The 24209-nt window shown below is 41.8% G+C and carries 25 protein-coding genes; 1 reads left to right on the forward strand and 24 read right to left on the reverse strand.

Features of this window, described 5'->3' with window-relative positions; translation table 11 throughout:
- The first annotated feature begins 173 nt into the window (after nucleotides 1-173).
- Nucleotides 174-1499 (forward strand): glycosyltransferase family 4 protein, encoded by a 1326-nt coding sequence (locus TY10_RS25285; RefSeq protein WP_042170031.1) that lies wholly within the window; start codon nucleotides 174-176, stop codon nucleotides 1497-1499.
- A 125-nt stretch (nucleotides 1500-1624) separates the two neighbouring features.
- Here TY10_RS25285 and TY10_RS25290 read toward each other — a convergent pair whose 3' ends face one another.
- The 24 genes from TY10_RS25290 to TY10_RS25405 all read right to left on the reverse strand — a co-directional run.
- Complete coding sequence (locus tag TY10_RS25290) at nucleotides 1625-1822, reverse strand: cold-shock protein (protein ID WP_042170033.1); 198 nt, start codon at nucleotides 1820-1822, stop codon at nucleotides 1625-1627.
- A gap of 142 nt (nucleotides 1823-1964) precedes the next feature.
- The gene (locus tag TY10_RS25295) at nucleotides 1965-2645 is read right to left on the reverse strand and encodes an acylneuraminate cytidylyltransferase family protein (protein WP_042170034.1); all 681 of its coding nucleotides are present in this window, start codon (nucleotides 2643-2645) and stop codon (nucleotides 1965-1967) included.
- Between the two features lie 2 nt (nucleotides 2646-2647).
- Entirely contained in the window at nucleotides 2648-3697 is a 1050-nt protein-coding gene (locus tag TY10_RS25300; RefSeq protein ID WP_042170037.1) for a nucleotidyltransferase family protein, read from the reverse strand.
- Entirely contained in the window at nucleotides 3694-4329 is a 636-nt protein-coding gene (locus tag TY10_RS25305; RefSeq protein WP_042170041.1) for an acetyltransferase, read from the reverse strand. The genes TY10_RS25300 and TY10_RS25305 overlap by 4 nt, the downstream gene beginning before the upstream one ends.
- On the reverse strand, nucleotides 4326-5396 hold the full coding sequence (neuB, locus tag TY10_RS25310; RefSeq protein ID WP_042170045.1) for an N-acetylneuraminate synthase: 1071 nt from the start codon (nucleotides 5394-5396) through the stop codon (nucleotides 4326-4328). The genes TY10_RS25305 and neuB overlap by 4 nt, the downstream gene beginning before the upstream one ends.
- A gap of 24 nt (nucleotides 5397-5420) precedes the next feature.
- Nucleotides 5421-6584 (reverse strand): UDP-N-acetylglucosamine 2-epimerase, encoded by a 1164-nt coding sequence (neuC, locus tag TY10_RS25315; RefSeq protein ID WP_042170047.1) that lies wholly within the window; start codon nucleotides 6582-6584, stop codon nucleotides 5421-5423.
- Nucleotides 6585-6605: 21 nt separating this feature from the next.
- Entirely contained in the window at nucleotides 6606-7787 is a 1182-nt protein-coding gene (locus TY10_RS25320) for a LegC family aminotransferase (protein ID WP_042170049.1), read from the reverse strand.
- 26 nt (nucleotides 7788-7813) lie between these two features.
- On the reverse strand, nucleotides 7814-8821 hold the full coding sequence (locus TY10_RS25325; protein WP_042170052.1) for an NAD-dependent 4,6-dehydratase LegB: 1008 nt from the start codon (nucleotides 8819-8821) through the stop codon (nucleotides 7814-7816).
- On the reverse strand, nucleotides 8818-11070 hold the full coding sequence (locus TY10_RS25330; protein WP_042170055.1) for a motility associated factor glycosyltransferase family protein: 2253 nt from the start codon (nucleotides 11068-11070) through the stop codon (nucleotides 8818-8820). The genes TY10_RS25325 and TY10_RS25330 overlap by 4 nt, the downstream gene beginning before the upstream one ends.
- A gap of 116 nt (nucleotides 11071-11186) precedes the next feature.
- Complete coding sequence (locus tag TY10_RS25335; RefSeq protein WP_042170056.1) at nucleotides 11187-13448, reverse strand: motility associated factor glycosyltransferase family protein; 2262 nt, start codon at nucleotides 13446-13448, stop codon at nucleotides 11187-11189.
- Nucleotides 13449-13552: 104 nt separating this feature from the next.
- On the reverse strand, nucleotides 13553-13894 hold the full coding sequence (locus tag TY10_RS25340; protein ID WP_042170059.1) for a hypothetical protein: 342 nt from the start codon (nucleotides 13892-13894) through the stop codon (nucleotides 13553-13555).
- Entirely contained in the window at nucleotides 13894-14292 is a 399-nt protein-coding gene (fliS, locus tag TY10_RS25345; RefSeq protein ID WP_042170063.1) for a flagellar export chaperone FliS, read from the reverse strand. The genes TY10_RS25340 and fliS overlap by 1 nt, the downstream gene beginning before the upstream one ends.
- 14 nt (nucleotides 14293-14306) lie before the next feature.
- Nucleotides 14307-15794: a flagellar filament capping protein FliD gene (fliD, locus tag TY10_RS25350; protein WP_042170065.1), complete on the reverse strand. Its 1488-nt coding sequence runs from the start codon at nucleotides 15792-15794 to the stop codon at nucleotides 14307-14309.
- Between the two features lie 15 nt (nucleotides 15795-15809).
- Nucleotides 15810-16175 (reverse strand): flagellar protein FlaG, encoded by a 366-nt coding sequence (locus TY10_RS25355; protein WP_042170068.1) that lies wholly within the window; start codon nucleotides 16173-16175, stop codon nucleotides 15810-15812.
- A 162-nt stretch (nucleotides 16176-16337) separates the two neighbouring features.
- Nucleotides 16338-17135 carry a flagellin N-terminal helical domain-containing protein gene (locus TY10_RS25360; protein WP_042170070.1) on the reverse strand — a complete coding sequence of 266 codons (798 nt, stop codon included), beginning with the start codon at nucleotides 17133-17135 and terminating at the stop codon, nucleotides 16338-16340.
- A gap of 109 nt (nucleotides 17136-17244) precedes the next feature.
- Entirely contained in the window at nucleotides 17245-17493 is a 249-nt protein-coding gene (gene csrA, locus TY10_RS25365) for a carbon storage regulator CsrA (RefSeq protein WP_042170073.1), read from the reverse strand.
- Between the two features lies 1 nt (nucleotide 17494).
- A complete protein-coding gene (fliW, locus tag TY10_RS25370) occupies nucleotides 17495-17938 on the reverse strand; it encodes a flagellar assembly protein FliW (protein ID WP_042170077.1) in 444 nt (147 codons plus the stop codon).
- A gap of 122 nt (nucleotides 17939-18060) precedes the next feature.
- Entirely contained in the window at nucleotides 18061-18981 is a 921-nt protein-coding gene (flgL, locus tag TY10_RS25375) for a flagellar hook-associated protein FlgL (RefSeq protein WP_042170080.1), read from the reverse strand.
- A 38-nt stretch (nucleotides 18982-19019) separates the two neighbouring features.
- Nucleotides 19020-20549 (reverse strand): flagellar hook-associated protein FlgK, encoded by a 1530-nt coding sequence (gene flgK, locus TY10_RS25380; protein ID WP_042170083.1) that lies wholly within the window; start codon nucleotides 20547-20549, stop codon nucleotides 19020-19022.
- Nucleotides 20550-20564: 15 nt separating this feature from the next.
- Nucleotides 20565-21062, reverse strand: a complete 498-nt coding sequence (locus TY10_RS25385) for a flagellar protein FlgN (RefSeq protein ID WP_042170085.1) — start codon at nucleotides 21060-21062, stop codon at nucleotides 20565-20567.
- Between the two features lie 18 nt (nucleotides 21063-21080).
- Nucleotides 21081-21359: a flagellar biosynthesis anti-sigma factor FlgM gene (gene flgM / locus TY10_RS25390; protein ID WP_042170087.1), complete on the reverse strand. Its 279-nt coding sequence runs from the start codon at nucleotides 21357-21359 to the stop codon at nucleotides 21081-21083.
- A gap of 142 nt (nucleotides 21360-21501) precedes the next feature.
- A complete protein-coding gene (locus TY10_RS25395) occupies nucleotides 21502-21882 on the reverse strand; it encodes a TIGR03826 family flagellar region protein (RefSeq protein WP_042170090.1) in 381 nt (126 codons plus the stop codon).
- A gap of 101 nt (nucleotides 21883-21983) precedes the next feature.
- Entirely contained in the window at nucleotides 21984-22910 is a 927-nt protein-coding gene (locus tag TY10_RS25400; RefSeq protein ID WP_162160689.1) for a ComF family protein, read from the reverse strand.
- 17 nt (nucleotides 22911-22927) lie between these two features.
- Nucleotides 22928-24209, reverse strand: a 1282-nt coding sequence (locus tag TY10_RS25405) for an ATP-dependent helicase ComFA (protein ID WP_042170094.1), incomplete at its 5' end; no start/stop codon positions are given.

Genomic DNA, 24209 nt, shown 5'->3' on the forward strand with positions numbered 1-24209 from the left:
ACTCTAACTAATATATTTCATCAAATTAGTACATGGGATCATGATATCCAACAAAAGATATATGATCGATTGATGAGTCATATTACGAGTAACTCTATTGATTTTCTTGAAAAGATATTTTTATTTCTTTAGTGGCCTTATTAAATACAAAAAATAATTTATTAGAGGAGATAATGAATCAATTAATCGCAGATAAACAATGGATTCAATACCATTATCCTTTATTAATGAATTCACTTTTTTATTTAAGTCACAACAAAACTGTAAGTTATCCACAACTATATAGTGATCGTCAGTTAGTTTTTGAGAATATCACTGATTATTACAGCTCTAAAGTTGACATTAAATCTTTCCAAAGAAATCCCAAACGAATCGCAATAGTAGCCGGTCAGATGCTTAGTCCTAATCATGCTCCTACTATGTTGACTTTAAACTATTTGAAGAGTTTTATAGCCTACGCCCCCGAGTATGAAGTGAAGGTTTTTACAGAGGATCATTTTCATTATAGCACTAATGAAGTCGCTTTCCCGTCCTGTTATAGTTCTGCTGTTTCCAGAACGTGTAAACCACTACATGCAGAATTTCTGAATATGGAACCAAATATCTATTATTCCGATGTCTCCAAAGAAAGAGAATTTAGAATACAAGAAGACATCAATACTGTTGTGGACTTTCAACCGGATTTACTCTTGGTTATTGGTTCCGATTATAGCTTTATTGCAGCATATTTAGGAAAAATGCTCCCCATCATTAACTATACAGTGGGAGGAGCAGCTAATCCTTCAAATGCTGATGTATATATCGGGGGTTATGAAAAAGAAGTCATTTTAAAAGAATACAGTCAATACGCTATTGATAATGTAAATTACCATAAACATATGATGGGGTTGTCTTTCCCAAAACCTGTACAAGCACTCTCAAGAATAGATTATAAACTTTCTCAAACGGATTACGTTATGGTTACAGTCGGAAATCGTCTAGATGCGGAAATGAGCGAATCTTTTATTGATTTGATTTGTAAGTTTATTAATAACACTCCGAATGTTAAATGGTTATTGGTGGGCTCAGCAAAGCATAAATATATTCACAATAAATATAATACATTAATAAACAATAATCAGATCATCATGATGGATTATATATCCGATCTACCTGCGCTTTATAATATATGTAATATATATATCAATCCTTTTAGACAGGCTGGTGGATTTAGCGGTTACATGGCTATGAACCAGTCTCTGCCGATTGTAACGCTATACAACAAGAGTGATATTGGCGCAGTAGTCGGTGCAAATTTTGCTTGTAAGGATATAGAAACATATGAACAGGAATTACATCGGCTTTACACAGATAACGCTTACTTTAACATTGTAAGTACAGAAATGAAGAGACGTGTAACCCAGAACTATCACTTCAAAAATTCAATAGAAGATTTACTGCGAATATTTACTCTTGCTAGGAATGCATTCGATAACAGAAATAGTATGGTGGGACAATAATAATATTCTGCTAGTTTTCGATATTGAGCCACTCACATCCAAAAAAACATAAAAAGCTCCGGTTGCCCGGAGCTTAAAGTTAGACAGTTATCACCATCTATAAGGTGGCTATGAAAGCCTGAAGATTACAGTTTAATTACGTTTGCAGCTTGTGGACCGCGAGCGCCTTCAACAATATCGAATTCCACCGATTGGCCTTCTTCAAGTGTTTTGAAACCTTCGGATTGGATTGCAGAGAAATGAACAAATACGTCGCCGCCTTGCTCAGTTTCAATGAACCCATAGCCTTTCTCTGCGTTAAACCATTTAACTTTACCCTGCATACATAAACAGTCCCTTCATCATCAATTACTGTGAGGCGTTTAAAGGTAAGGCCCACATATCGAATATAACACCCAGGACACAATATTGTCAACATTTTCTTGTAAGCGAATTCATTCAGTCTATGATTGACTTTTTGGCCCTTTATCTTGTCTCTAACAGCCACTCACACAACTGAAAATCCATTACAGTATCAATATCTATGGATCTCTCTTTCGGCATGACATAACCAACCGTATGCTCCGTTAAGAAAGTCTTTGTTTCTATAAATTGTTCGACGCTCGCAACATATACAGCCCCATTTAACACAAATACTTTAGGCAGATCCTGCCTGCGTGTTGCATTAGCTTCTTTGATTAACGGCACTAACTGCTCCTCAGTCCCGCGTTGGAACATCCAATATGGACTTTTATCCGGTTCCGTTATTGAGACTGCAAAGGCATTAGACTTTACACATAATTCAATACAAGCATCAATATCTTTATTGTCCCTTAACGGGGAAGTGGGCTGCAAGAGAACCACATAATCATAGCCAGGCAGTTCTTCAATGGCATGAACGACAGGTAACAAGCCAGATGTGCCATCTTGAGCCAAGTACTCTGGTCTTTTGAAAGGAACATCCCCCCCGTACTCTAGAGCGGTTTTTATAATTGCATCATCATCTGAGGAAACAATAGCTCTATCTATATATTTAGATTTATTAGCCTCCTCTATCGTCCATGCAATAAGCGGTTTTCCATTAAGCATCCGAATATTTTTACCGGGTACACCTTTAGAACCTCCCCTAGCGGGAATTATGGCCAATACCCTCTTGTCATTGATCATAATTATACAATTCCTTCTAGATACTCTGTATTTGCCCGTTCGAAATCGTCTATTCTTCCAATATCCATCCAATATTCCCTAATAGGGAAAGCAGAGGTAGGTGCATTTCGTTTCAGCAATTCGTCAAACAAAGAAGGCATGTCATAGAACGTGTTTTCTGGTATGTATTGCAGTACTTCTGGAGAAATAACATAAATCCCCCCGCTTATAAAAAAGCGTTGAAGTGGCTTTTCTTCGATACTTCGAAGGTGATGGTTGTCCACCTTCACAACACCATATGGCACTTGAAATTCATATTCTCTTACACACATCGTCGCATTCGCCTTCGTATCCGTATGAAAATCAAGCAGTTGTTTAAAATTAACCTTCGTTAGCAAATCACCATTCATCACAATAATGGGTGCATCCGGAGTAAACGGAAGAAGACTCAAGGCACCTGCAGTACCAAGACGCTTATTCTCTTGAAGGTAAATAATCTCTACTCCCCACTTCAATCCGTCTCCAAAGTAATCCATAATCATCTCAGCCTTATAATTAACCGAAATGATAAAACGATGGAATCCATTTGAAATAAAGTTTTCAAGAATTACTTCAAGAATTGGCTTAGTTCCAACCTTAAGGAGAGGTTTAGGACAATCCCGCGTTAATTCTCCAAGTCTAGTTCCCAAACCGCCGGCCATGATAACGACCCAATTATTACAACGATCATGTTTTATAATTTCATCTAACAAGTCAAGCCTAACAATTAAGCCTTGCCGATTAATAATAGGTATTTGTTTGAGATTATAGTTTTTCATTTTTGCAAAAATTATTTCTTTGCTATCTTCCTCACGAGAGGTCACGGGATCCGTCTTCATAATAAACTTCACTTCACTGTTTAAATCTACTCCGCGCAATATTCCCCTTCGAATATCACCATCTGTCACAGTTCCAACCAATCGTTGCTCGGAATCAGTAACAAGCGCAATTTGAACATGTCCTTCATCAATAATTTGTAGCGCCTCAAGAATAGTCGAGGTTGGCGAAATAAGAAGTCGGTCAATATGTTTCATTTGTATGCCTCCTCTGCCGGTATTCCATATACCGTTAATCGATCCGGCACTGGCTTTCGAACTAATGAACCGGCGCCAACTATAACATGACTGCCGATTGATAAGTGTTGAATAATTGTTGCGCCGGCACCAATATGCGTATTTTGACCAACAGTTACTTGTCCGCAAAGCACAGCTCCAGGTGAAACATGAGAATGGTCTCCAATACGGCAATCATGATCAATAACCGCTCTTGTGTTAATAATCGTATTCTTGCCGACGATGCTTCCTGCCTGAATAACAGCACCTGCCATAATCTGCGCCCCTTCCTCAATCTCTGTCATATGGGAGACGACAGCTGAGTCATGAACCAGCGTTGCGAATGCATAGTGCTTTGAGCGAAACCTTTCAAATAGACTGCTTCTGAATTGGGAATCCCCTACCATCCCCACCCCATTAACCAACAAAGCTTCCTCATTGTTATAGGAGTCAACTACAGTGTCATCACCTAAATGCGGTATAGTTCCGAATAACAATCCATTAGACTGCAATGCTGTATAGCCAATGATGTTAGCTTTTTGACGCATTAACAAATCGATACATACCTTGGCATGTCCACCGCCGCCTAATATTATTATCGGTTTATTATTCATTCAATTAAATCATCCGTATCATATTCTTTCGAAGCTGGCTTGCCTAAGAGATTCCAATACATCGAAGGTGGTAACCCCGTACCTGGTCTCTTTAAAGTAAGATTACTCTCGGACATTGTTTCACCCTTGGCAATAGGCTTTGCGGCTACGACGCTCTTGCGTGCTGGAGCGGCATTAACAAGTTCTGATGCAGCAGGAATTTTAGTAGGCATGCCAAGTGCAGTCTCCACATGACGAATTTGACTAATGAGCAAAGTTAACTCATCCGGTTCCATAGATGCTTGATGATCCGGTCCTTCCATTAGTTTGTCCAATGTGAAATGCTTCTCTATAATTTGTGCGCCTAACGCTACTGCCGCTACGGAAATCTCTGTTCCGGTCGTATGATCCGAATAGCCTGTTTGAAGGCCAAAAGCTTGTCGTAATGTGAGCATTTTTTGTAAATGAACGTCTTGAAAATCAGTTGGATAATTTGTGGTGCAATGCAGGAGGGCCACCTTCTGTTTCAACCTAGCCTGTCCTTCTTCAGAAAAATAGGCTCTTCTAAAGGCCCCCAGACTTGGTTCCTCATTATTCGCGCTAAATGCAAAGGCCAGCGCACCCAGAGCCTCTTCGACATCACCAAGTGTAGAAATCCCGCTAGAAAGTATAATATTGGCTCCACTTCGGCCTGCACGGTATAACAGTGGCAAGTTCGTTATATCACCAGAGGATATTTTCAAAGTTTGAAGCTTCAATTCATTCGTTAACAACTCCAAACTAGGAAAATCAAATGGCGTCGACAGGAATTCGATTCCTGCCGCGCGGCATTCATTCATTAATTCAAGATGATCTGCTGGAGATAATTCCAACTTACGGATCATTTCAAGCTGTGATTCTGCCGCATCCGTTGTTTTCTTCTGATAGTCCGCTTTAGCCGCATGCTTGCTTACTAATTTACTGGCTTGAAAAGTTTGAAATTTCACAGCATCGGCTCCCGCTTTTGCCGCTGCATGAACAAGCTCCTTGGCCAATTGAAGTGAACCGTTGTGATTCACACCCGCTTCTGCAATTATATATACGCTCATTTGATTGCCTCCCTTCTTTCCTATTCAATGTTCTAAATCGTAAAACCGTTTATATAGTATCCCCTCAAGGTTGAGTTCTTTAAGACATTTCATGATTCGTGGCGCCGTCATTCCATCTCCATAAATAGGAGAAGACTTCCTAACGTTTGACTCTAGAAAATTAGGATCGAGCGCTTGGTTAATAGAATGAATAATGGCATCACTTTGTTCGGCTGTTTCAATGACAGTAGAGCCTTTTATTCTTCCCTTCTGCCGAGTGCCAATATCTACGGTCGGTAGTTGGAACATTGGAACTTCAATAATACCGCTCGATGAATTTCCTATTACAACATCCACATATTTCAATGCACTTAGGTACCTCAATTTGCCCAATGAAGTAAAAGTTACTGTTCGTTCTGGATTCGCATGCACATATGTATCAATCAGTTGACTAATAACACGACCATCAGCATCAGCATTTGGCTTAGTAAAAATGATATTCACATGTTTAAAATGATCCAGTGCTTTCAATAGTTCCAGCGTCAGCTCCTCCGAGCTGCGTTGGCCAAGCGTTAACGGGTGATAGGTAACCAAGAAATTAACATGGCCGAGCTTAAAATTAATAGACTCTTCGAATTTTTCCCTGGAGAGCAAGTTCAAGCTGCGAATATTATCTAAGCCGATCGCCCCCACATTAAATACTCTGTCAGGCTGCTCTCCTAATTGAATAACTCGATTGCGATAAATTTCAGTAGATACAAAATGAAGGTGAGACATCTTTGAAACAGAATGTCTAATTGCTTCATCTACAGCGCCTTCCGTACTTTCCCCTCCGTGCAAATGAGCAATTGGGATTTTCGCAATCATCGCTGCCTGCGCCGCTGCCATAATTTCATATCGATCGCCCAGAAGGACCACAATATCCGGATTTAAGCGCTCAAATACGTCTGCAAAACCAATCAACCCCAGTCCCATCGATTTCGTAATACCAATTGCAGTATCACTTGATAGGAGCATTTCAACCTTGTCATTTATTTCGAAACCATCATTCACAATTTCTTGATACGTTAAGCCAAACTCTGGCGATAGATGCATACCTGTGACAACCAATTGCAGTGTCAACTCAGGATCGGCTTTAACCTCCTGCAAGAGGGGCGACAACAAGCCATATTCCGCTCGTGATCCGGTTACAACACATATCTTCCGCATATCTGTCCTCCTGTCCGTTACTCAGTTATGAAAGAGATCCGAGCCGCTAGGAATATTAATGACTCGAAGCTCTAATTCCTCAGTCACACTTAAATCCATTCGAGGGCAGTGATCATATATAGCCATACGATGCATTGGTGTCCATATAGGACGAGTCATAAACCCGTTATCATTCGTGAAGTCCAAAATGCTGTTTCTTAGTTGTTCATCCGGCTTCTCAAGCAATAGTGCATTTAACCAATAATTACTTGAGCCGTCTTCCTTCTCTTTAAACCACTCCACACCTTCTACTTGAGCAAATATCGCCTCGTATCGATACGCAAGCTGTCTCTTCTTATGTAACATCTCAGGCAGTTGCTCAAGTTGAGCACAGCCTAATGCAGCATTAATATTAGGCAGCCTGTAATTGTATCCAATCTGATCATGGTCATATGCCCAGCGATGTGGTTTCTTCGCGGTTGTCGTCATATGCTTAACCTGTTTGGCGATGTTCTCATCCGCAGTTAAAATTGCCCCGCCGCCACCAGTAGTAATAATTTTATTACCATTAAAGCTTATTGCAGCTAGCTTCCCGTATGTCCCCGTATGCCTGCCTTTATAGAAGGTTCCCAGTGATTCCGCAGCATCTTCGACAATGGTCAAGCCAAATCGTTCACATACCTCTACAAGATAATCCAGTTCGACCGAGTGTCCAAAAGTATGCATCGGCACTACCGCAGCTATCCGCCTGCCTGTTATACGATTAAAAGATTGCCCATTGCTTTGTACATGTACGATATCCCTTAAGTAGGCCTCTAATTTATAAGGGTCCAGTCCCATTGTATCTCTAGCTACATCCACGAAATGAGGAGTAGCACCGATATAAGATACTGCATTAGCGGTTGCTACGAATGTTAGAGAAGGAATAAGCACTTCATCTCCAGCCTGAATACCAGCTATCAATAGGCTGATATGCAAGGCTGCCGTACCGTTTACTACTGCTATAGCAAAAGGGGAGCCTGTGTAGTCCGCAAGATCCCGTTCGAATCGATCTACATATTTACCTACAGAAGATACCCATCCGGTATCTAAGCATTCTTTCACATAATCCCACTCTCTACCTTTGAAGGCAGGCTCATGCAAAGGGACAAACGATGATTTATCGGCGGGCAACACTTGCCGGAATGCTTCAACAATCCGCAAGGACAGATGCTTATTATTCATCTCACTACTACCTCCGTCCATAATCATTACAGATTGTATTGATCCGCTTTATACTTACTCAAGTTTTCCGGGTTAGTAAACCACTTCACCGTTTCTTGCAGCCCTCTCCTGAAACCATCTAATCCGCCGTAAGCTGGTTCCCAGTCCAATAATCGCTTCGCTTTAGTATTATCAGCCCATAGACGCTCTACTTCACTGTTCTCAGGACGAAGACGAATTTCATCACTTACAATATCAATGTTCTTATTCATGACTTCACTAATAAGCGTAGCAGTATCTCCGATAGAAATTTCATAGTTGCTTCCTATATTTATTTCTTCACCTATACTATTTGGGGATTCCAACATACTTATAAACCCTGAAACAGTATCTTTCACATAGTTAAAATCTCTCGTTGGAAGCGTAGCCCCTAATTTGATCTGCCTCTGTCCCGCTGCAATTTGCGTAATGATTGTCGGGATTACCGCTCTGGCGGACTGACGCGGTCCATAAGTATTGAAAGGGCGAATAATGCCTACCGGCATCTGGAACGAACGATAGAATGACATCGCCAATTGATCGGCTCCGATTTTAGTAGCTGAATAAGGTGATTGCCCTTGCAAGGGATGCTCCTCGGTAATCGGAACAAATCGTGCAGTCCCATACACCTCGCTGGTTGATGTATGTATAACTTTAGAAATATTTAACTCCCGGGCAGCCTGCAGGACATTAAGCGTTCCCTTCATATTGGTATCTACGTAGGTTTCCGGAGAATGATAGGAGTATGGAATTGCAATTAATGCAGCTAGATGGAGAACGGCATCACAGCCCTCCAGTGCTTTTTTAACGCCATAGGGATCCCGAATGTCCCCCGTAAACACTTCAAATTTCCCCCGTACATCTTCTGCACATTGATCAAGCCAGCCCAACGTATTAAAAGAGTTGTACAAGGTAAAAGCACGAACATCATATCCTCGACGAATCAACTCTTCCGTTAGATGGGAGCCAATGAAACCATCTGCTCCAGTAACAAGCACTTTGCGATAATTACTCATAATGATCTCTCCTCCACCCTTCTCTTTGTCTCATTCACGATCAGCTTCAATTCAGTCGATTTCTCTAACATTTGCCTCACTAATGGCTGCATAACTTCAACAGCTAGTGCTGCTTTTTTAATTAAATTCGTTTGCTTCACAAACTCCGAAAAATTACGTTCAAATTCAATAACAGCATTTCTGCAAACTGTAATATAAATCGCCTTGAATGGCCAGCTATTAATAATTAATTTCCACTCTGCATCTATTGCTGTGAAGAAGTCTGCGCATTTTCTCGGGTTAACGCGACTAAGCTCCGATAATTTACTGATTTTAAGGTTCACCCTCGTTAAACGCTCCTCAATTAGAAGCATTTCTTCTGGCAATTGCATAATAATGGATTCTATTTTGTTAATCCGTTCGGCATCATATGGCTTTAAATGATCCATTTCCTTTAAGAAGAAATCCTCATCCAGACGACTATTGTCCTCTAAATGCCTCAGGATCTCTTCCATGGACTGTGACACTGTATGTTTAATTACCGCTCCCATTTGAGTCGTATTAATAAAATGAATATCAGAATTATTTTCTAAGAGCTCCTCAATATCCGCCAAAGTCAGCATCATGGCATCGGTTGTACGATTCATTGTTCCACGAACATTCTCTACCAATCGTTCAGCACCCTGGATCGTCAAATCATTTTGCTGTCTATCAACATGTTTGGCTCCGGATGCATACATAAGCTCACCAGGATAAGATAAATCCTGGCCTGTAAAAATAATTTCTTTGCATCCCATATATATCGCCGCTTGGATCGCCGTTCCGGTTACCGAAAGGTTAGATTGAAAGACAGGCTCTTCATTCGTTACATCCATCAACTGATTAAGTGTTGCATCATTGTTCAAACGCACATGAAACAGATGATCACTTTTGCTGTCGATAATACGATATTGAATCATCGGGGCGTATAGCATTGGGATTCCTTTAATATCTAAATCTTTAAAAACCTTATAGTTAGCCTCAGCCCCATCAATAGATACAATTAAATGAGGCACAATGCCGTAATGCAACAGGGATTGGATCGTTGAGCCAGCTGCTATTATAAATGCATGGTTTTTGAGTCTTCGTAAGCTTTTAATGTCCGCTTCTAGAGATGGCCCTGCCCCTACAATTACAGCCTTCTTGCCTTCAAGTTTATTTCTCAAACCTAAAATAGATGGCGTCTTTAGAACTTTGGCCAAGTTATACATACTGTTTTCAACCCATTGCACGCCATATTTATCATTCATGCTAACCGCACTTTTATAGTTCATTATAGCGGTTGCCGCATCTTTACTAAATTGCTCTTTGTTCAAACCTTTGACTTTATCGTAAATAGGCAGGGCAAGCAGTTCCGGTTCTCCCTTCATCTGCTTAAGGAATCGATAGAACATTCTATCCCTCTGTTCCTTGTCTGTACCAATAACAAAATCAATGATATTCAAACGTTGGAATACCTCACTTAGATCAATGACTTCCATTGAAGCGAGTAGTACTTGCACATCGGGTTCATAGATAGATAAACGATGTTCTGGGTACATTTCAGCATAGCTTTCAACATGATAGCCTAGACCAAAACCATAAAAAAATGTATCCGAGTGATTGTCGGATTCTAGTTCTAATTGCTCTCTCCAATATCTCACTTCTTGAGAAGGATCATACTGGCTATATAAATAGAGCGGATTGGTTTCATCTGTGATTAAACACAGATTTGGTTGCCCATTTTTAGAATACATAATTTGACACTGATTGCGTTCTCTAGTAAACGAACTAACCTGCTCATATAATTTAGGTTGAGTCGACTTCAGAAAGTCAAGATTCTTCTTATAACGCTCTTCTAGCACTGATCTTTGCTCGCCTAAATCAGCTGCCAATTGCCGAAATAACGGTGTCAACTCATATCTTAAAGAGTCACTTGCATCTCTATAATTCTCTTTATCCATGCAAGCATTCATTTGTCCAAAATGATCGCTCAAACCAGTGATCGTTCTTACAATATTAGGTTGTATAGCATAAAAGGCTGCAGCCTGTTCCATACTCTCGTTGAGGTCATTCAACGTCCTATACAGATCATCCATGCTATCCACAATGATACCAAAATTCTCCCAAGTCTTTTCACTTAATGGTTGAATTATTAAATCGGAAACAAATTCACAGGCTTCAATTAAGTTTGGCAAATATATTCGTAATTGCTCGATAGTATTATCTACATCAATTAGTTGTTGATCCATTATCGTGCCCCCTAGTTCTTATCTTATATATCGGATAAATACGACAAATAAATAAGAATAACCGTCAGGAAACGACACTGACGGCTCTTGTAATTTATCCCATTAAGGAGACTATTTTAATCTTTACTAAGCTTTTGAACTCGTTGAACAGCCTCTTCCACATAAAGTTTGATTTCAGGAGTGGCCGTTTTAATTGCTCTCACCAGTTCGCCGAGTATTTGAACAAACAGACTTGCTTTTTTGTGTATATTCTTCTCGCTTGCGAGTTCGGGCAAATTACGGTCAAACTCGCTAATTGGCACTTTCAATACATATTGGTAAATGCTTATGAATGGATTGCTGCTTACCACTTCTCCCCATTCATCTTCAATTGCTGCCATTGATCTGAGGCACTTATCTGCATTGATACGGCTTAATTCAGGAAGTTTAGCCAGTTTTCTTTCAATCCAATGAACCCGATTTTCTAATTCAGAAATTTCCCTAGGAAGTTCATAGAGTTTTGATTCGATGACAGATTTTCGTGCTGCATCATAGCCTTCGTATTGGCTTTGAAGAATTTTATTAATAGAATCATTACTGTTCATTTGAGAGGCCAACCTTTTTATAGTTTCTTCCATGCTCTCCCAGTTGGTGTTGTTTATTTTAGCTCCCTTTTGAGATGTATTTGTAAAATAAACATCAGGATGTTCAGCAATCTGACTTTCAATATTTTTTAAAGTAAGCTTCATACTTAGATTGGTCTTATTCATGGAACCATTAACATTTTCAACCCAATAAGTTGCCTCCGCAAGCACGGTTTTGCCCTGCTCCTCACCAACATGAACAGTGCCTGCTGCATACATGCTATCTGTCGGGTAGGACAAATCTTGACCAGTAAGTATAATCTCCTTACACCCCATATAGGCAGCGATCTGAATTGCTGTGCCTGTCACAGAATAGGTACCTTGAAATACGGGATCTGCTCCTGATATACCCATAACATAATTAGATATCTCATCATTCCCGAAAAATGCATGCATCGTATTAAAGTATTGGGCATCAACAATTCTATGCTCAACCTGAGGTATGTAAATCAACATAATATCTTCTCTGTTAATTTTTTTAAAGGCTTCATAGTTTATATCCATACCATCTATTGATACAACGATATGCGGTACAATTCCAAAATGCTGCAAGGATTGAATAGATGTCCCTGCGGCGATTATGATTGCATACTCTTTTATCGTTCTTAAATACTCAATGTCTGACTCTAACGAAGGGCCTGCCCCGACAATCACTGCTGGCTTTCCAAACAATTGATTGTGTAAGACTGCTAATGAAGGGGTGGATAGATTCGCTGCTACATTATACAGGATGTTTTTAGCATGCTGCAGTCCTCGTCCCTTTATCGTTTGTTTATTCATCATATCACTAATAATAGTCGACTCAATTCGTTCGAATAACCATTTCTTTTGATCACCGTATAGACGATTATAGATTGGCATACTAGTAATGGGTACTGAGTCATCACAGTAGTCTGAGAGTAAATACAATAAACGATCTACTTCCTCTTCTTTCTCTCCCACGGCAAACATTTTAACCCTAGTTAAGCTAAAGATCGTTTTCAAATCTATCACATACATCGCGGCAAGTAGTACTTGCTCATCCGGCTCATATAGATAAACATCCATATTAGGATGTGTCTGTGCAAAATGAATCAAATGATAACCGAAGCCTAAACCGTAGATGAGCATTTGCTCTGTCTCTTCTGTAGTGTCTACAATAGACTGTGCCCAACGGAAAGCCTCGTAATTTGGATTATACTGACTATACATGTATGTTTTATTGGAATTGTTACTTAGGATAACAAGATTAGCTGAACCATCTGAAGCAGGGAAAATTTGATAGTTGGTTTCATCCCTCTTAATATCTTTAATAAACTCATATACATTTGCATATGTATCTTTTAAAAAGTTCAAATTCTCAATGAAACGGCGCTCTTGGATATCATTCCTTTCACCCAGAAGAACCATAACTTTTTTGAAAAGTGGAGCAAGTTCATGTTTAATTAAATCACCAACAGATACAAATGCTTCTGCCTCTACATACTGAGTTAAGACAGTATACTTCTTCGATAAGGCTGAAATAGTCTCCATAATAAAAGGATGCATGGCATACTGAACTTCAGTTGCTTGCAATTCATTTTCTACTATTTCCATTATTTTATAGAGGTCATTAAGACTGCCTACGAACTGTCCGAAGACCTCCCATGATTGTTCGCTAATTTTCTCATAAAATAAATCCGACAATGAATCACAAGCTGTCAGTAGTTTAGGTAAAAAAACTTTTAACTCTTCTATTATCTCTTTTGTATCTAAGCTTAGCTCCCGCACGATCATGATACCACCCTCGTAATCATTTATAACTTATATATCGGATCATTATCATCATAATATAAGAAAAAGCTGACAGGTAATACTATCCTGACAGCTCTTCAACTCATTCAGTTATTTTTTTGGTCGAAAAAATAACTCTCGGTTACATAGGCATTATCATATGCCTGCTCATATACTTTTTTCTGTATTTGAGTTTGTTTAATTTTCTCAAGTGCTTGAGAAGCTTCTTCTTTAAGATCATTCATGCGCCCTGTGATTAGAGAGTCAAATTTACCTATTTCCGTTAATCTTTCTTTCTCTGCAATCGAAATTACAGGCTGAAGTTCCAACTTCATAATGACATCACTTCGAAGATCCAGCAGCATTAACAACTGATCCGGTTCTATCTCGTCTATACGTTCAACCATTAAGAGAGTAGTATCGTATAACTCAGTTAATTCTTTCAGCATTATATAGTACCTGTCTCAACTCGAACACTACCCGCAGGAGTTTTAACAACTTGCCTCCATGTTTCCAACAATCCTTGTAAATGTTCTAATACTTCTTCAGCTAACTTTGCATTCTTCTTAAGGTTAGATTGAATAAGTTGAAAGACCATGTATTCATAGATCCGAAATAATTCATTGGAAATCTCATATTGGAAATCCAACGAAGCAATAAGTTCATTAATAATAGCCTGTGCTTTTTTTAAATTTGTGTTTCCTTTTTCAAAATTTCGTTCATGAATTCCCTCAATACCTGCCTTTGTAAAGCGAATTGCTCCTTCAAACAACATAACAATTAACTTACCGCCCGTTGCAGTTTGAACGGAGGATTGCTGGTAAACTTGGTATGGAGAGTTAAGCAAATTGTCTCACTCCTTTAACTCGATAGACTGTTCAACGATGAAGATTGCGAGTTGAATTTATTTATAGCTGTTTCCATCCCTGAAAACTGTTTATAATATTGCTTTTCCATCATATCTAGACGTCTAAGCATAAGACTTTCTCTTTCCTTCATCTGCTTGATTTGTCCACTTAGCAATGAATTTTCTAGAAAGCTTGCATTCGTATCTGTACTGGTAAGAGATGTGCCTGCTCTCTTTGAAAGACTATCCAAAGCAGTCATTGCAGATTTTGTCATTTTATTAAACACACCTGTAGTACTATTGGAGAATAGATTAGTAATTGCTTCTGGATTGGATTCTAATGCACTACGCAGTTGATCTTCATTAAGTACTAACTTGCCCTTCTCCGTGTAACTTCCTGTAGTAATACCGAGAGGTATATTTTGTCCGCTGGCATCCTTAATTCCTCCTACTAGCGCATTAGTCGCTGCTCGTAACTCCGTTACTAATTTGGTGAGTGTACTATCGCTACGTAGTGCTCCGCTTCTTGCCTTCTCTTCCCAAAGCTCAACTTCTTTGTCCGACATTTCTTTCTTTTCATCCGCGGTAAGCGGCTTATAGCTGCGATTCTTGGTTTCCGACAACTCGGAATTAATTGAACTAATTAAGCTATTATATTCGCTAACAAAAGACTGTATGGTTTTGACAATCGTCTCTGTATCTTTGACGGCCGCAATCGTCGTCACACTGTTTGCTGCTGTCTTAGTCTTCACTGTAAAGTCAAAACCATTTACTGCGAAGCGATTGCTGGCTTGCTCATGTTCTATACCATTAATGGAAATTATAGCGTTAGCACCTTTATTGGTATCATTCACTTGAATATTATTATTCGCATTATCCATTGTTGGCATATTCGCAACGGTTATTCCAGTCCATTTGCTTGCATCTGTTAGACCAGTCTTAGTTGCCGTAATAGAAAATTGCCCTGATTTTGCATCATAGAGCGCCGTAGCATTAGCCGTCCCGCTTTTTGCATTAATTGCAGTTGCTAATTCGCTTAATGTGGCGTCTTTGGAAACGGTGATATCTACATTATTAATGTTTATGCTCACATTACCAGTCGCACCAATCTCGGTGAATCCTAAATCACTAAGCTTCTTCTCCGTGTTATCAGCGAATTTATTAGTAAATTTATAAATACTATTTGCTGCTGTCGCGACTTGATCAACCTTCACATTTAAGGTACCTGATGCGTTTGAGTTTGTCGAATTGACAGTTAGTGCAGTAGTGTCTCCACTCACCTCAGAGGTTTTAGCACCGATGGCCTTTGAAAGATTAAATGAACTCAACTTATTATTTCTAAAATCAACAATTTTAGAGCTCATTGAACGATAATCTTCTTGCTGCCACTCTACCTTTGTACGATTCTTCACCATATTATCATACGAGGATCTTTTAGCTTTCATTAACTCTTTAACCATAGCATCAATATCTAAACCCGATGCAAAACCTGAGAGTCTCATAAATTACTTCCCCTCCTATACTTTCTCATCAATTAGGATTCCGTTTAACTCCAATTGCTTAGCAACTAAATCAAGAAGCTTCTCTTCTGGTATTTCTCGAATGACTTCACCTGTTTCCTTGTCTTTCACTTTATAGAGAATATGATTTGTTGCTTCATGAACGGAGCGTTCCACCGTAGTGTTTGGACCTTGAATGGATTGCATGATACGATCTATTGTTTTCTTAACTTTCTCTGATTCATCGGTAGTAGAAATGATTCCTTTCATAGGAACATTCTCTACATTTATGGTGTTGTTCACAACTGTCTCTTTCACCGGTCCGCTGCTGAGGTTCTTGTCTGCCAGATTGCCCCCCGTGGTGTTTATGGATGAAATATTCATCGCTCTATTCCCACCTCGATATAAAGTTTATACTACTTATTATTATCGGACTTCACGTTCATTTTCATTAGGTTATATTTAATTATTAATTCCATCTATATTAACTGCTAAATAAAAAAGGAAGCCTTAGAATATCTAAGGCCTCCTCTCTTAGGAAACAAATTATTGAAGCAAGGAAAGAACGCCTTGCGGCTGCGAGTTGGCTTGTGCCAGCATCGATTGGGAAGCTTGAAGAAGAATGTTATTCTTCGTAAGTCTAACCATTTCGCTTGCCATATCTGTATCACGGATACGGGATTCAGCAGCTGTCAAGTTCTCAACTGTAGTACCCAAGTTGTTCGAAGTGTACTCCAGACGGTTTTGTTTCGCACCAAGCGTTGCACGCTCTGTGGAAACACTTTTAATAGCTGATTCGATTTTAGTCAAGTCAGCCGAGAATCCGCCAGTACCAGTACCAGCGCCTACAGACGAAAGTCCTTTGAAACCAGATGCATTAACACCTGCGATTTTGATTACTTGTTTGCTGTCATCCGATTGGATGGAAACAGAGCTAGTAATTTTGATTCCGTTGAATGTAGTGTCAGAAACGATTTTATCAATCTGACCACCCAGCTCTTTAAGCTCCAGGTTGATGTTGCCTTTATCGCCAGAGGAATAAGTATCTGTCGATTTTTGAACAAGCAGCTCTTTCATACGGGAAAGCATGGAGCTAACTTCGTTCATTGCGCCCTCAGCCGTTTGTACGAACGAAACTCCGTCCTGTACGTTCTTTTGAGCTTGCTCAAGACCACGGATTTGACCGCGCATTTTTTCGGATACAGCAAGACCTGCAGCATCATCAGCAGCACGGTTGATGCGAAGACCCGAAGAAAGTTTTTCCATCGATTTGCCCGCAGCAGCATTGTTCAAAGACATGTTGCGGTGCGTGTTCAAAGCAGTAATGTTGTGGTTAATACGCATTGATAATTCCTCCCTGAATGGTTAATTAGTCCCACATCCTTGTGGTAAAGCAAATTTTGGTTCCCCTCCATTGCCCTACACTTACTATCGGCAGATTCTCTCCATTCTTTTATAGCAATTTTCTATTTTTTTTGATTTTTTTAAACTGATTTTTCAAGTCGTCCACTGTAATGACTGACTGCTGCGCATTCTGGTTCATTTTTTCCACAGAGACATACAGTTCCTTGCGAAGGATGCCTACTTCTCCAGGTGCTTGTATCCCGATCTTGATGCTGTCTCCTACTATTTCTAATATGCTAATCTCAATGTTATCACCAATAAGCACAGACTCTCCGCGTTTTCTTGTTAGAACGAGCATCTTATTTGCCTCCTCCAGACATCGCCGCCGCAAACAGCGGCTGATGTATCGAATAGGAAGCGTCCTGCAAAATGTACTGCATGCCTACCCCAGCCTGTTTATTAATAATAATGGGAGCAGCCAGGTTAATAGTTGCCGTTATGAGATCTCCTTGTACGTTTACAATATTGAATACTTGTACGTTTTTATCGTCCTTCAGATTCATTTCGACTTGAAACCGCTCAGGCAAATCGAACTCGTAATCAGTAAAGAAGCCGAAGGGTTCCGTAATAATAAACGCCAGAGCCTCATCCTCCACTGACTGCAGGTATTCAAATGGACTGTCCTCAATCGTAACAATCATATATTTCGAGTATTGTTTAAAGCCCGGTATTCCGTCAGCGAAAAGAATAATTTGCTCTTCTAATAATTCTAGTTCGCCAAATCGGGTCGTTTGTACGATCATTCTATTCACGCTCCACTTCTGTTTGATGAATCAAGCTTAAAGCTTCTCCTTGTACAACAAGAAGCTACAGCATCGTTACCGATTCCATAGCTTCCGCTTGCTTTATTCTATTATTCCACTCACTAGTTCAAGAAATCAACCAGTGATCTGCTGATGACTTTTGCGCCTACCGACAAGGAGGCCTCGTATATGGTTTGAGCCGTTTTGGAATCAATAAGCACCTGTTCCAAATCGGCATCTTCTACTTTTGATTGGAGGTCAGTCAAACTCAGCTCAAAATCTGCCAAACGTCCTTGCATTAACTCGATTCTATTAACTTTTGCCCCAATTTCAGCTCGTGCATTAAGCATACGATCATAACTGCTTTCAATGTTGGATAGCTCGGAGGATACTGCACTATAATTGGCAGGAGGCGTTACTGCAGCCATTATACGATCAATAACAGAAAACACGTTATCGTTAGTTGTGCCCGCAGGAAGATCTGCATTTCCAAATACCTGATTGCCAGTCAAATTTATATCGACTGTGACATTTGCGCCCAACGCGTATCGTACGGACCCATTGTCCGTTAGCGTTTCTTTGAGAAGCGTTGTTGCATCATCATACGGAGCTTGATCAAACTTCTCCCCGTTAAATACATATTTTCCGTTCATCTTGCTATTACCGATGTCGACTAATTGCTTTTTCAGTTCAACGATTTCACTTTTGATTGCATCCAATGCTTCCTGCGGATTCGTCCCATTGGATGCATTCGTAGCAAGTTCCTTCAAACGCTGCATGACATCGCCTGCCTGACTAATCACTGTATCCGAAAAGTCGAGCCAAGAAAGCGCCTGATCTGCGTTTTTTTGATATTGTACATTAGCCGATAGTTCGGCACGGTACCGAAGCGAGTACGTAATACCTACCGGATCATCGGAGGGCTTGTTGAGCTTCATGCCCGTAGATGAAACATTTTGTAAATCCGACATGACCTTTAGGTTTTTATTGATATTTCGGCTCAACTGCAAATGCATCATACCTTGTGTGACTCTTAGGGACATTAGGAACAACCTCCATTGTTTAGCTATTAAAAGCGTAATTATCTGCCGACCGTTCCGGTTCCGTTAATTAACTTATCTAGCAGTTCATCAAATGTCGTCATAAACCGCGCAGCAGCGCTATACCCATACTGATACTTAATCAAATCTGACATTTCTTCATCAAGGGAAACGCCGCTAACCGACTGACGATTGCCTTCCACCTGATCCAACTGCGCTTGTGTATTCGTATAAAGTCTGGATGCCTCCTGGCTTTTAACACCTAGAGTACCAACCATAGCACTGTAGAAGTCATTGACCGAAGCGTTTGTAATGCTGCCACCGCTGGCCGACTGATCAAAAGTAAAACTGACTTCTTTAAGCTCTGCCATAATCAAGGCTAAGCCGTTATTGCCTTTAATAGGTGTAACTACTCCGCCCCCATCAATTGTACCGCGCAGAGAGGTCGCAATTTTATTCGAATCGCCATCTATAGTCGGGTTCAACTGGATGCTAGCTGCAGTAATACCATTGGCACCGGTCTTAAAGGTGAAGAAATCCTCCCCTGCTGAACCATCTAAAGAATAGCCTAGCTTATGCAGGCCGTTGATGCCTCTGACCGTAACGATTTGATCCGCTGTTGTTTCAGTAGTTGTACCCGGCAGCAAGGAGCCCTTCGGAATTGTAACCTGAAATTCACCGTTAGCAAGCGTGTTCGCCAGCGCATCCAGACTTTTAGAAAACTCAGCTACGTTTACATCTCGTGAAACGATCATGCCATGGACTTCGCCGCCAGTAAGCGCTCCGGTTGCAAATGCTGTCTCCAAAGCTCCGGAGGTTAATGGAGTAACATCTCCGCCGTCAACAAGGTTGACATTCCCCATCGTAATGGAATAGCCCGTTGCCCCTTCAACCACATTAATATTTACAATTTTAGACAGTTTATCTGTCATTAGATCTCGCTGGTCTCGCAAATCGTTAGCGTTATCACCGATAGACTCAATTTTTCTGATCTCGTCATTCAACGAAGATATCGTTTGCAGAAGCGAATTGGCCTCAGCCGCTTTATTCTCAATATTCGTTGTCAGATCGGAACTCATTTGGGACAACTGTCTGCTCAATTCATTGAATGAATCCGTCAACGCTTTAGAGGTTTCTCTTAAAATCTCGCGGCCTGTAACATTCTCCGGGTCTTTACTAAGATCAGACCAGGCATTCCAGAAGTTCTCTAGAACGGTTCTGATTCCCGTATCGGATGGTTCGTTTACGATCTGTTCCAGCTTGCTTAGCGTGTCGGTTTGAATCGATAAGCTGCCCACACCTTTATTTTGTTCGCGGTATTGCGTATCTAGAAAGGAATTGCGGATTCGTGTAATGGAAGTATATTCTACCCCGGTTCCGAGCTGACCCGGTGCTGTCGAGCGTTGCATACCATAGGCTTCCATAGGTCTGGATGCCACCATATTTACTTTTTGTCTTGAAAATCCCTCTGTATTGGCATTTGCAATATTATGGCCCACGGTATTAAGAGCGGCCTGCTGTGTGAACAAGCTCCGCTTAGCAGTCTCTATAGAATGGAAAGTTGATCTCATCTTAAATCCTCCTTCTTATCCTCGGGAATCGAACAATCCGTTGCGCTTGTAATTCCCAAGCTGGTTCATCGGATGCTGGTAAACGACATCCTCACTTGGATCCTCTACCATCAAATCTATGGAAAAGTCAATAAACGCGATCGATTGTTGGACCAACTGCTGATTCAACTCATTCACTTGTTTTAATTCCTTAAGAATATCTGTTAGCTGCTCATGCAGCCGCGTAAGCCGCTGCTTCGTTTCCAACTCGCTAACCGATTTAATAACCTCAGAAAGTAAGGACACCCGGTACCGGAAACCGATATCCTTGAAATAGCGCAGCGTAATCAAGCTGCGGTTACGCTCCAACTCCTCAGCCTGAGCAACCAAAAGCTTCTCCTTTTGGGTAACCACGTTAAGCTGAAGAAAATCATTGTTTATGATTAACGGTTTTTTGGATCTCTCGATTTCCAGCAGGGTGCCATACAAGGCAAGCTGCGCCTGAAGGATCTCGATAATAGGCTGTACGGACATAGTCAGCTGCATCCTTCCTTATTTGCCGGGATCGCTTTTAAAATAAGCCATTAGCTTTTCGGCTATTTTACCCGCTTCAACATGATACGTACCGGACGAAACCTCTTGCTTTAATTGCTCGATCTGCTTGGATCGCTCCGTGCCTTGTGCTTGACTCGAAGATAGCATTTCCTTCGCTTCCGCCGAAATTTGAACGTTGTCCTTTTGACGCTTTTGGCTCGTGCCTGCCGCACGGGATTCATTTTGCTTCAAGTAATTGTTCAACGCGCCAATGCGCTGGGGCTCATTTATTTTCAAATTCTCCACCTCATCTTTTCAGTGCATCAAAAAAGCCGATAACTCTTTACAAGTATTATCGGCTTGAATGAAATGAAATTTTATAGAACATTTGTAGAATGCCATTATTTACTGGCTTTAGTGATCTTTTATCCGGTAAGCGCTATGTGCGCTCGTAGGTTTTTCCATCATCTGGTTTGCTCGCAAAAGTCGATTTCAGTTTATTTGCATCCTTCTGCAAACGCGCTCGGCAGTTATCGCAAATATGATTGTCTCGAATAAGCGTACCACACACTTCGCAAGGATAGGACATATTAGGCGCATTCACAAGCGAAATTCTGCCCTCACGGACGAATTTCGTAATTTGCCGAATGGACACTCCTGTCGCTTCAGACAGTTCTGTAATGATAGCCCCTTTATTTTCTCTCAAGTAGGTCGTGCACAGCTCATATTCTTTATCAATATCTTTTATGCATGCCGGGCATACATCACGGAAGTTTTTAGCGAAGAGTCTGCCGCAGCGAGGACAATTGTCTAAATTCATTATAAACATCCCCCAATTCCATCTGTTAACAATTAATTATCCTCTATTCTAGCGGATTGTGCCAATGATTTCACTATTAATCTTATAAATGCTAGTGCCGATTAGGAGCGAGCCCAGGTTAAGGCATAAATATCAAGAGGAAAGGGAGCATTGCGATGAAGCGCTTCTGAGCAAGACTGAATGGTGCTGCCAGTCGTATAGATGTCGTCAATGAGAAGGATTTGCCGGCGCTGGCGAGGCTCAGGGGCTGGCAGGGCCTGGGAAGACGCGGCTTGATTGCCGATAGCAGGGTCTATTGCTGTCCGTGACAAATGATCCAACCCCTCCGGTAACGCCCGGAAAAGGCGCTGTGTATTGCGCATCCGCTCGGAACGGGATTGAAAGCTTTGCTTCTCGGTGTGCCGATCACGGGATAGCATATTTATAAGAGGGATATGGAATTGACGGGATATTCGCTCAGCAAACCGCTCGGCCTGATTAAACCCCCGTTCCTCCGCCCGTTCAGAGCTGACCGGCACATACGTGACGGCATCCCAGCGGAATTTGTCAGTTGATGCTGCCCCTCCATTTAACGGAATGCGGAGAGTTCGATTTTGAAGGATAATGCGGGCTGCGGCAAGCTTTGTCACCGCATGATACGCCGGTACCATCATTTCAGCCAATAGCGGCCCCAGTTGCTCATTCCCCCGGTACTTGTATTGGGCTAGCCATTCTCTCATTTCACTCGTATATTGAACCGCACTTCGATTTGCAACAAAATAAGCATTCGTTCGTCTTGCGCAATCTCCGCAGACGATTCCTCGTCCACAAATCCGGCACTTTAGGTGAAGGAGCCACGGGATAGCATGCAGGCAGATATGACAGACAGAACCTGTGAATGATTTTGGCAATTCGGAAGGCAATCCATTGCGTGATGGAGAACTGCCCTCACGGATCATTTGTCCGCAAAACGTGCAGGGCACAGCGTTCGGGCCTAACCATTGAATCGAATGGTCAAGCAGAAATTGAAGAAGCCACTTCATAGACAAAATAGCAACAGCCTCCCTTATTGTTCTAAATAGCCGTTGGCACGGGCGATTCGATTCATTTTCTGAATATGTCGTACAGCTGCAACTTGCGATCGGGTCCGCTCTTTACCGCCAAAATAGACGAACCCATTCGGGTCGTCTGCCGAACGCCCCGCCCGGCCCGCCATCTGAACGAGTGAAGCTTCGTCGAACAATCTGCCATCCGCATCCAGTATGTACACATCACTGCGGGGGATTGTCACTCCCCGTTCTAAAATCGTAGTCGTAACGAGTACGCGCAGCTCCTTGTTACGAAAACATATAATTTTCTCCGCCCGCTGCGGATCTTTAGAGGATGTCCCGCCAATGGCCGGCTGCTTCAGGACGCTGCGCAGCAGTGCCGCCATCGGCTCCGTCTGCTCGATACGCTGAACGAAAACAAACAGCTGCGCGCCCCGCTGTAGAGATTTCATCATGGCTGCTTGAAGACCCGCAGTTATTCTTTTCGTCATAAGCATTTGCCTGACAGTTGGCGTTCGAAGCAGACTGGGGACGGGCAGCGGCTGCCGATGATAACGCGCCGGTACACGGGCATGGGGCAAGCGTCCCTTACTGGCTTGCCTTTGAAGCTCCATCGGCGGGGTAGCAGAAAGCAGCATCCTTACCGCCGCGGGTGAACAGCAGCGCTCCGCCGCATAGTGGAGAACGGGATCATTGACGTAGGGAAAAGCATCCAATTCGTCGATAATGACGAGATTGAAGCTTTGATAAAATCGCATCAACTGATGTGTAGTAGCCAGCGTAATTTCTCCCCGTTCCCAGCGCTGCTCGCTGCCGCCGTATAAAGTGACAACCTTAGCTCCGGGAAAAGCCTTTCGGATGCGCGGGTCCAACTCCAGCACCACATCTCTCCGGGGAGTAGCGATCAGCACTTGGCCGCCAAGCCTTGTAACGGAATCCACAAGCGGAAAGATCATTTCCGTTTTTCCCGCTCCCGTAACCGCCCACAGGAGAAAGCTTGGCGGCGGTGACTCGCTTTGGCGCACATTCGCTGAAGAAGAATGAAGGGTAGATTTGACGAAGCGAAGCGCTGTTTTGGTGGCGGCCGCTTGGGCCGGGCTAAGCCCCCAACGAGCGAACGCCAATTTGGTTTGCGGCGCCTCAGACTCAGCGCCGCCAAGAAGCGACGGCATGCCGAGGATTAGCAGCTCGCATTCGCGGCTGCGTCCCATTCCGAGGCATGCCGAGCAGTAAGCGCACATGCGCCCGCACGATGCGCAGCGCGTGCGGTGCATGTGCGCCTCGCCGCTGCCGCAGCGC

This window comes from Paenibacillus gorillae (assembly GCF_000513275.1).
Classification (GTDB): Bacteria; Bacillota; Bacilli; order Paenibacillales; family Paenibacillaceae; genus Pristimantibacillus; species Pristimantibacillus gorillae.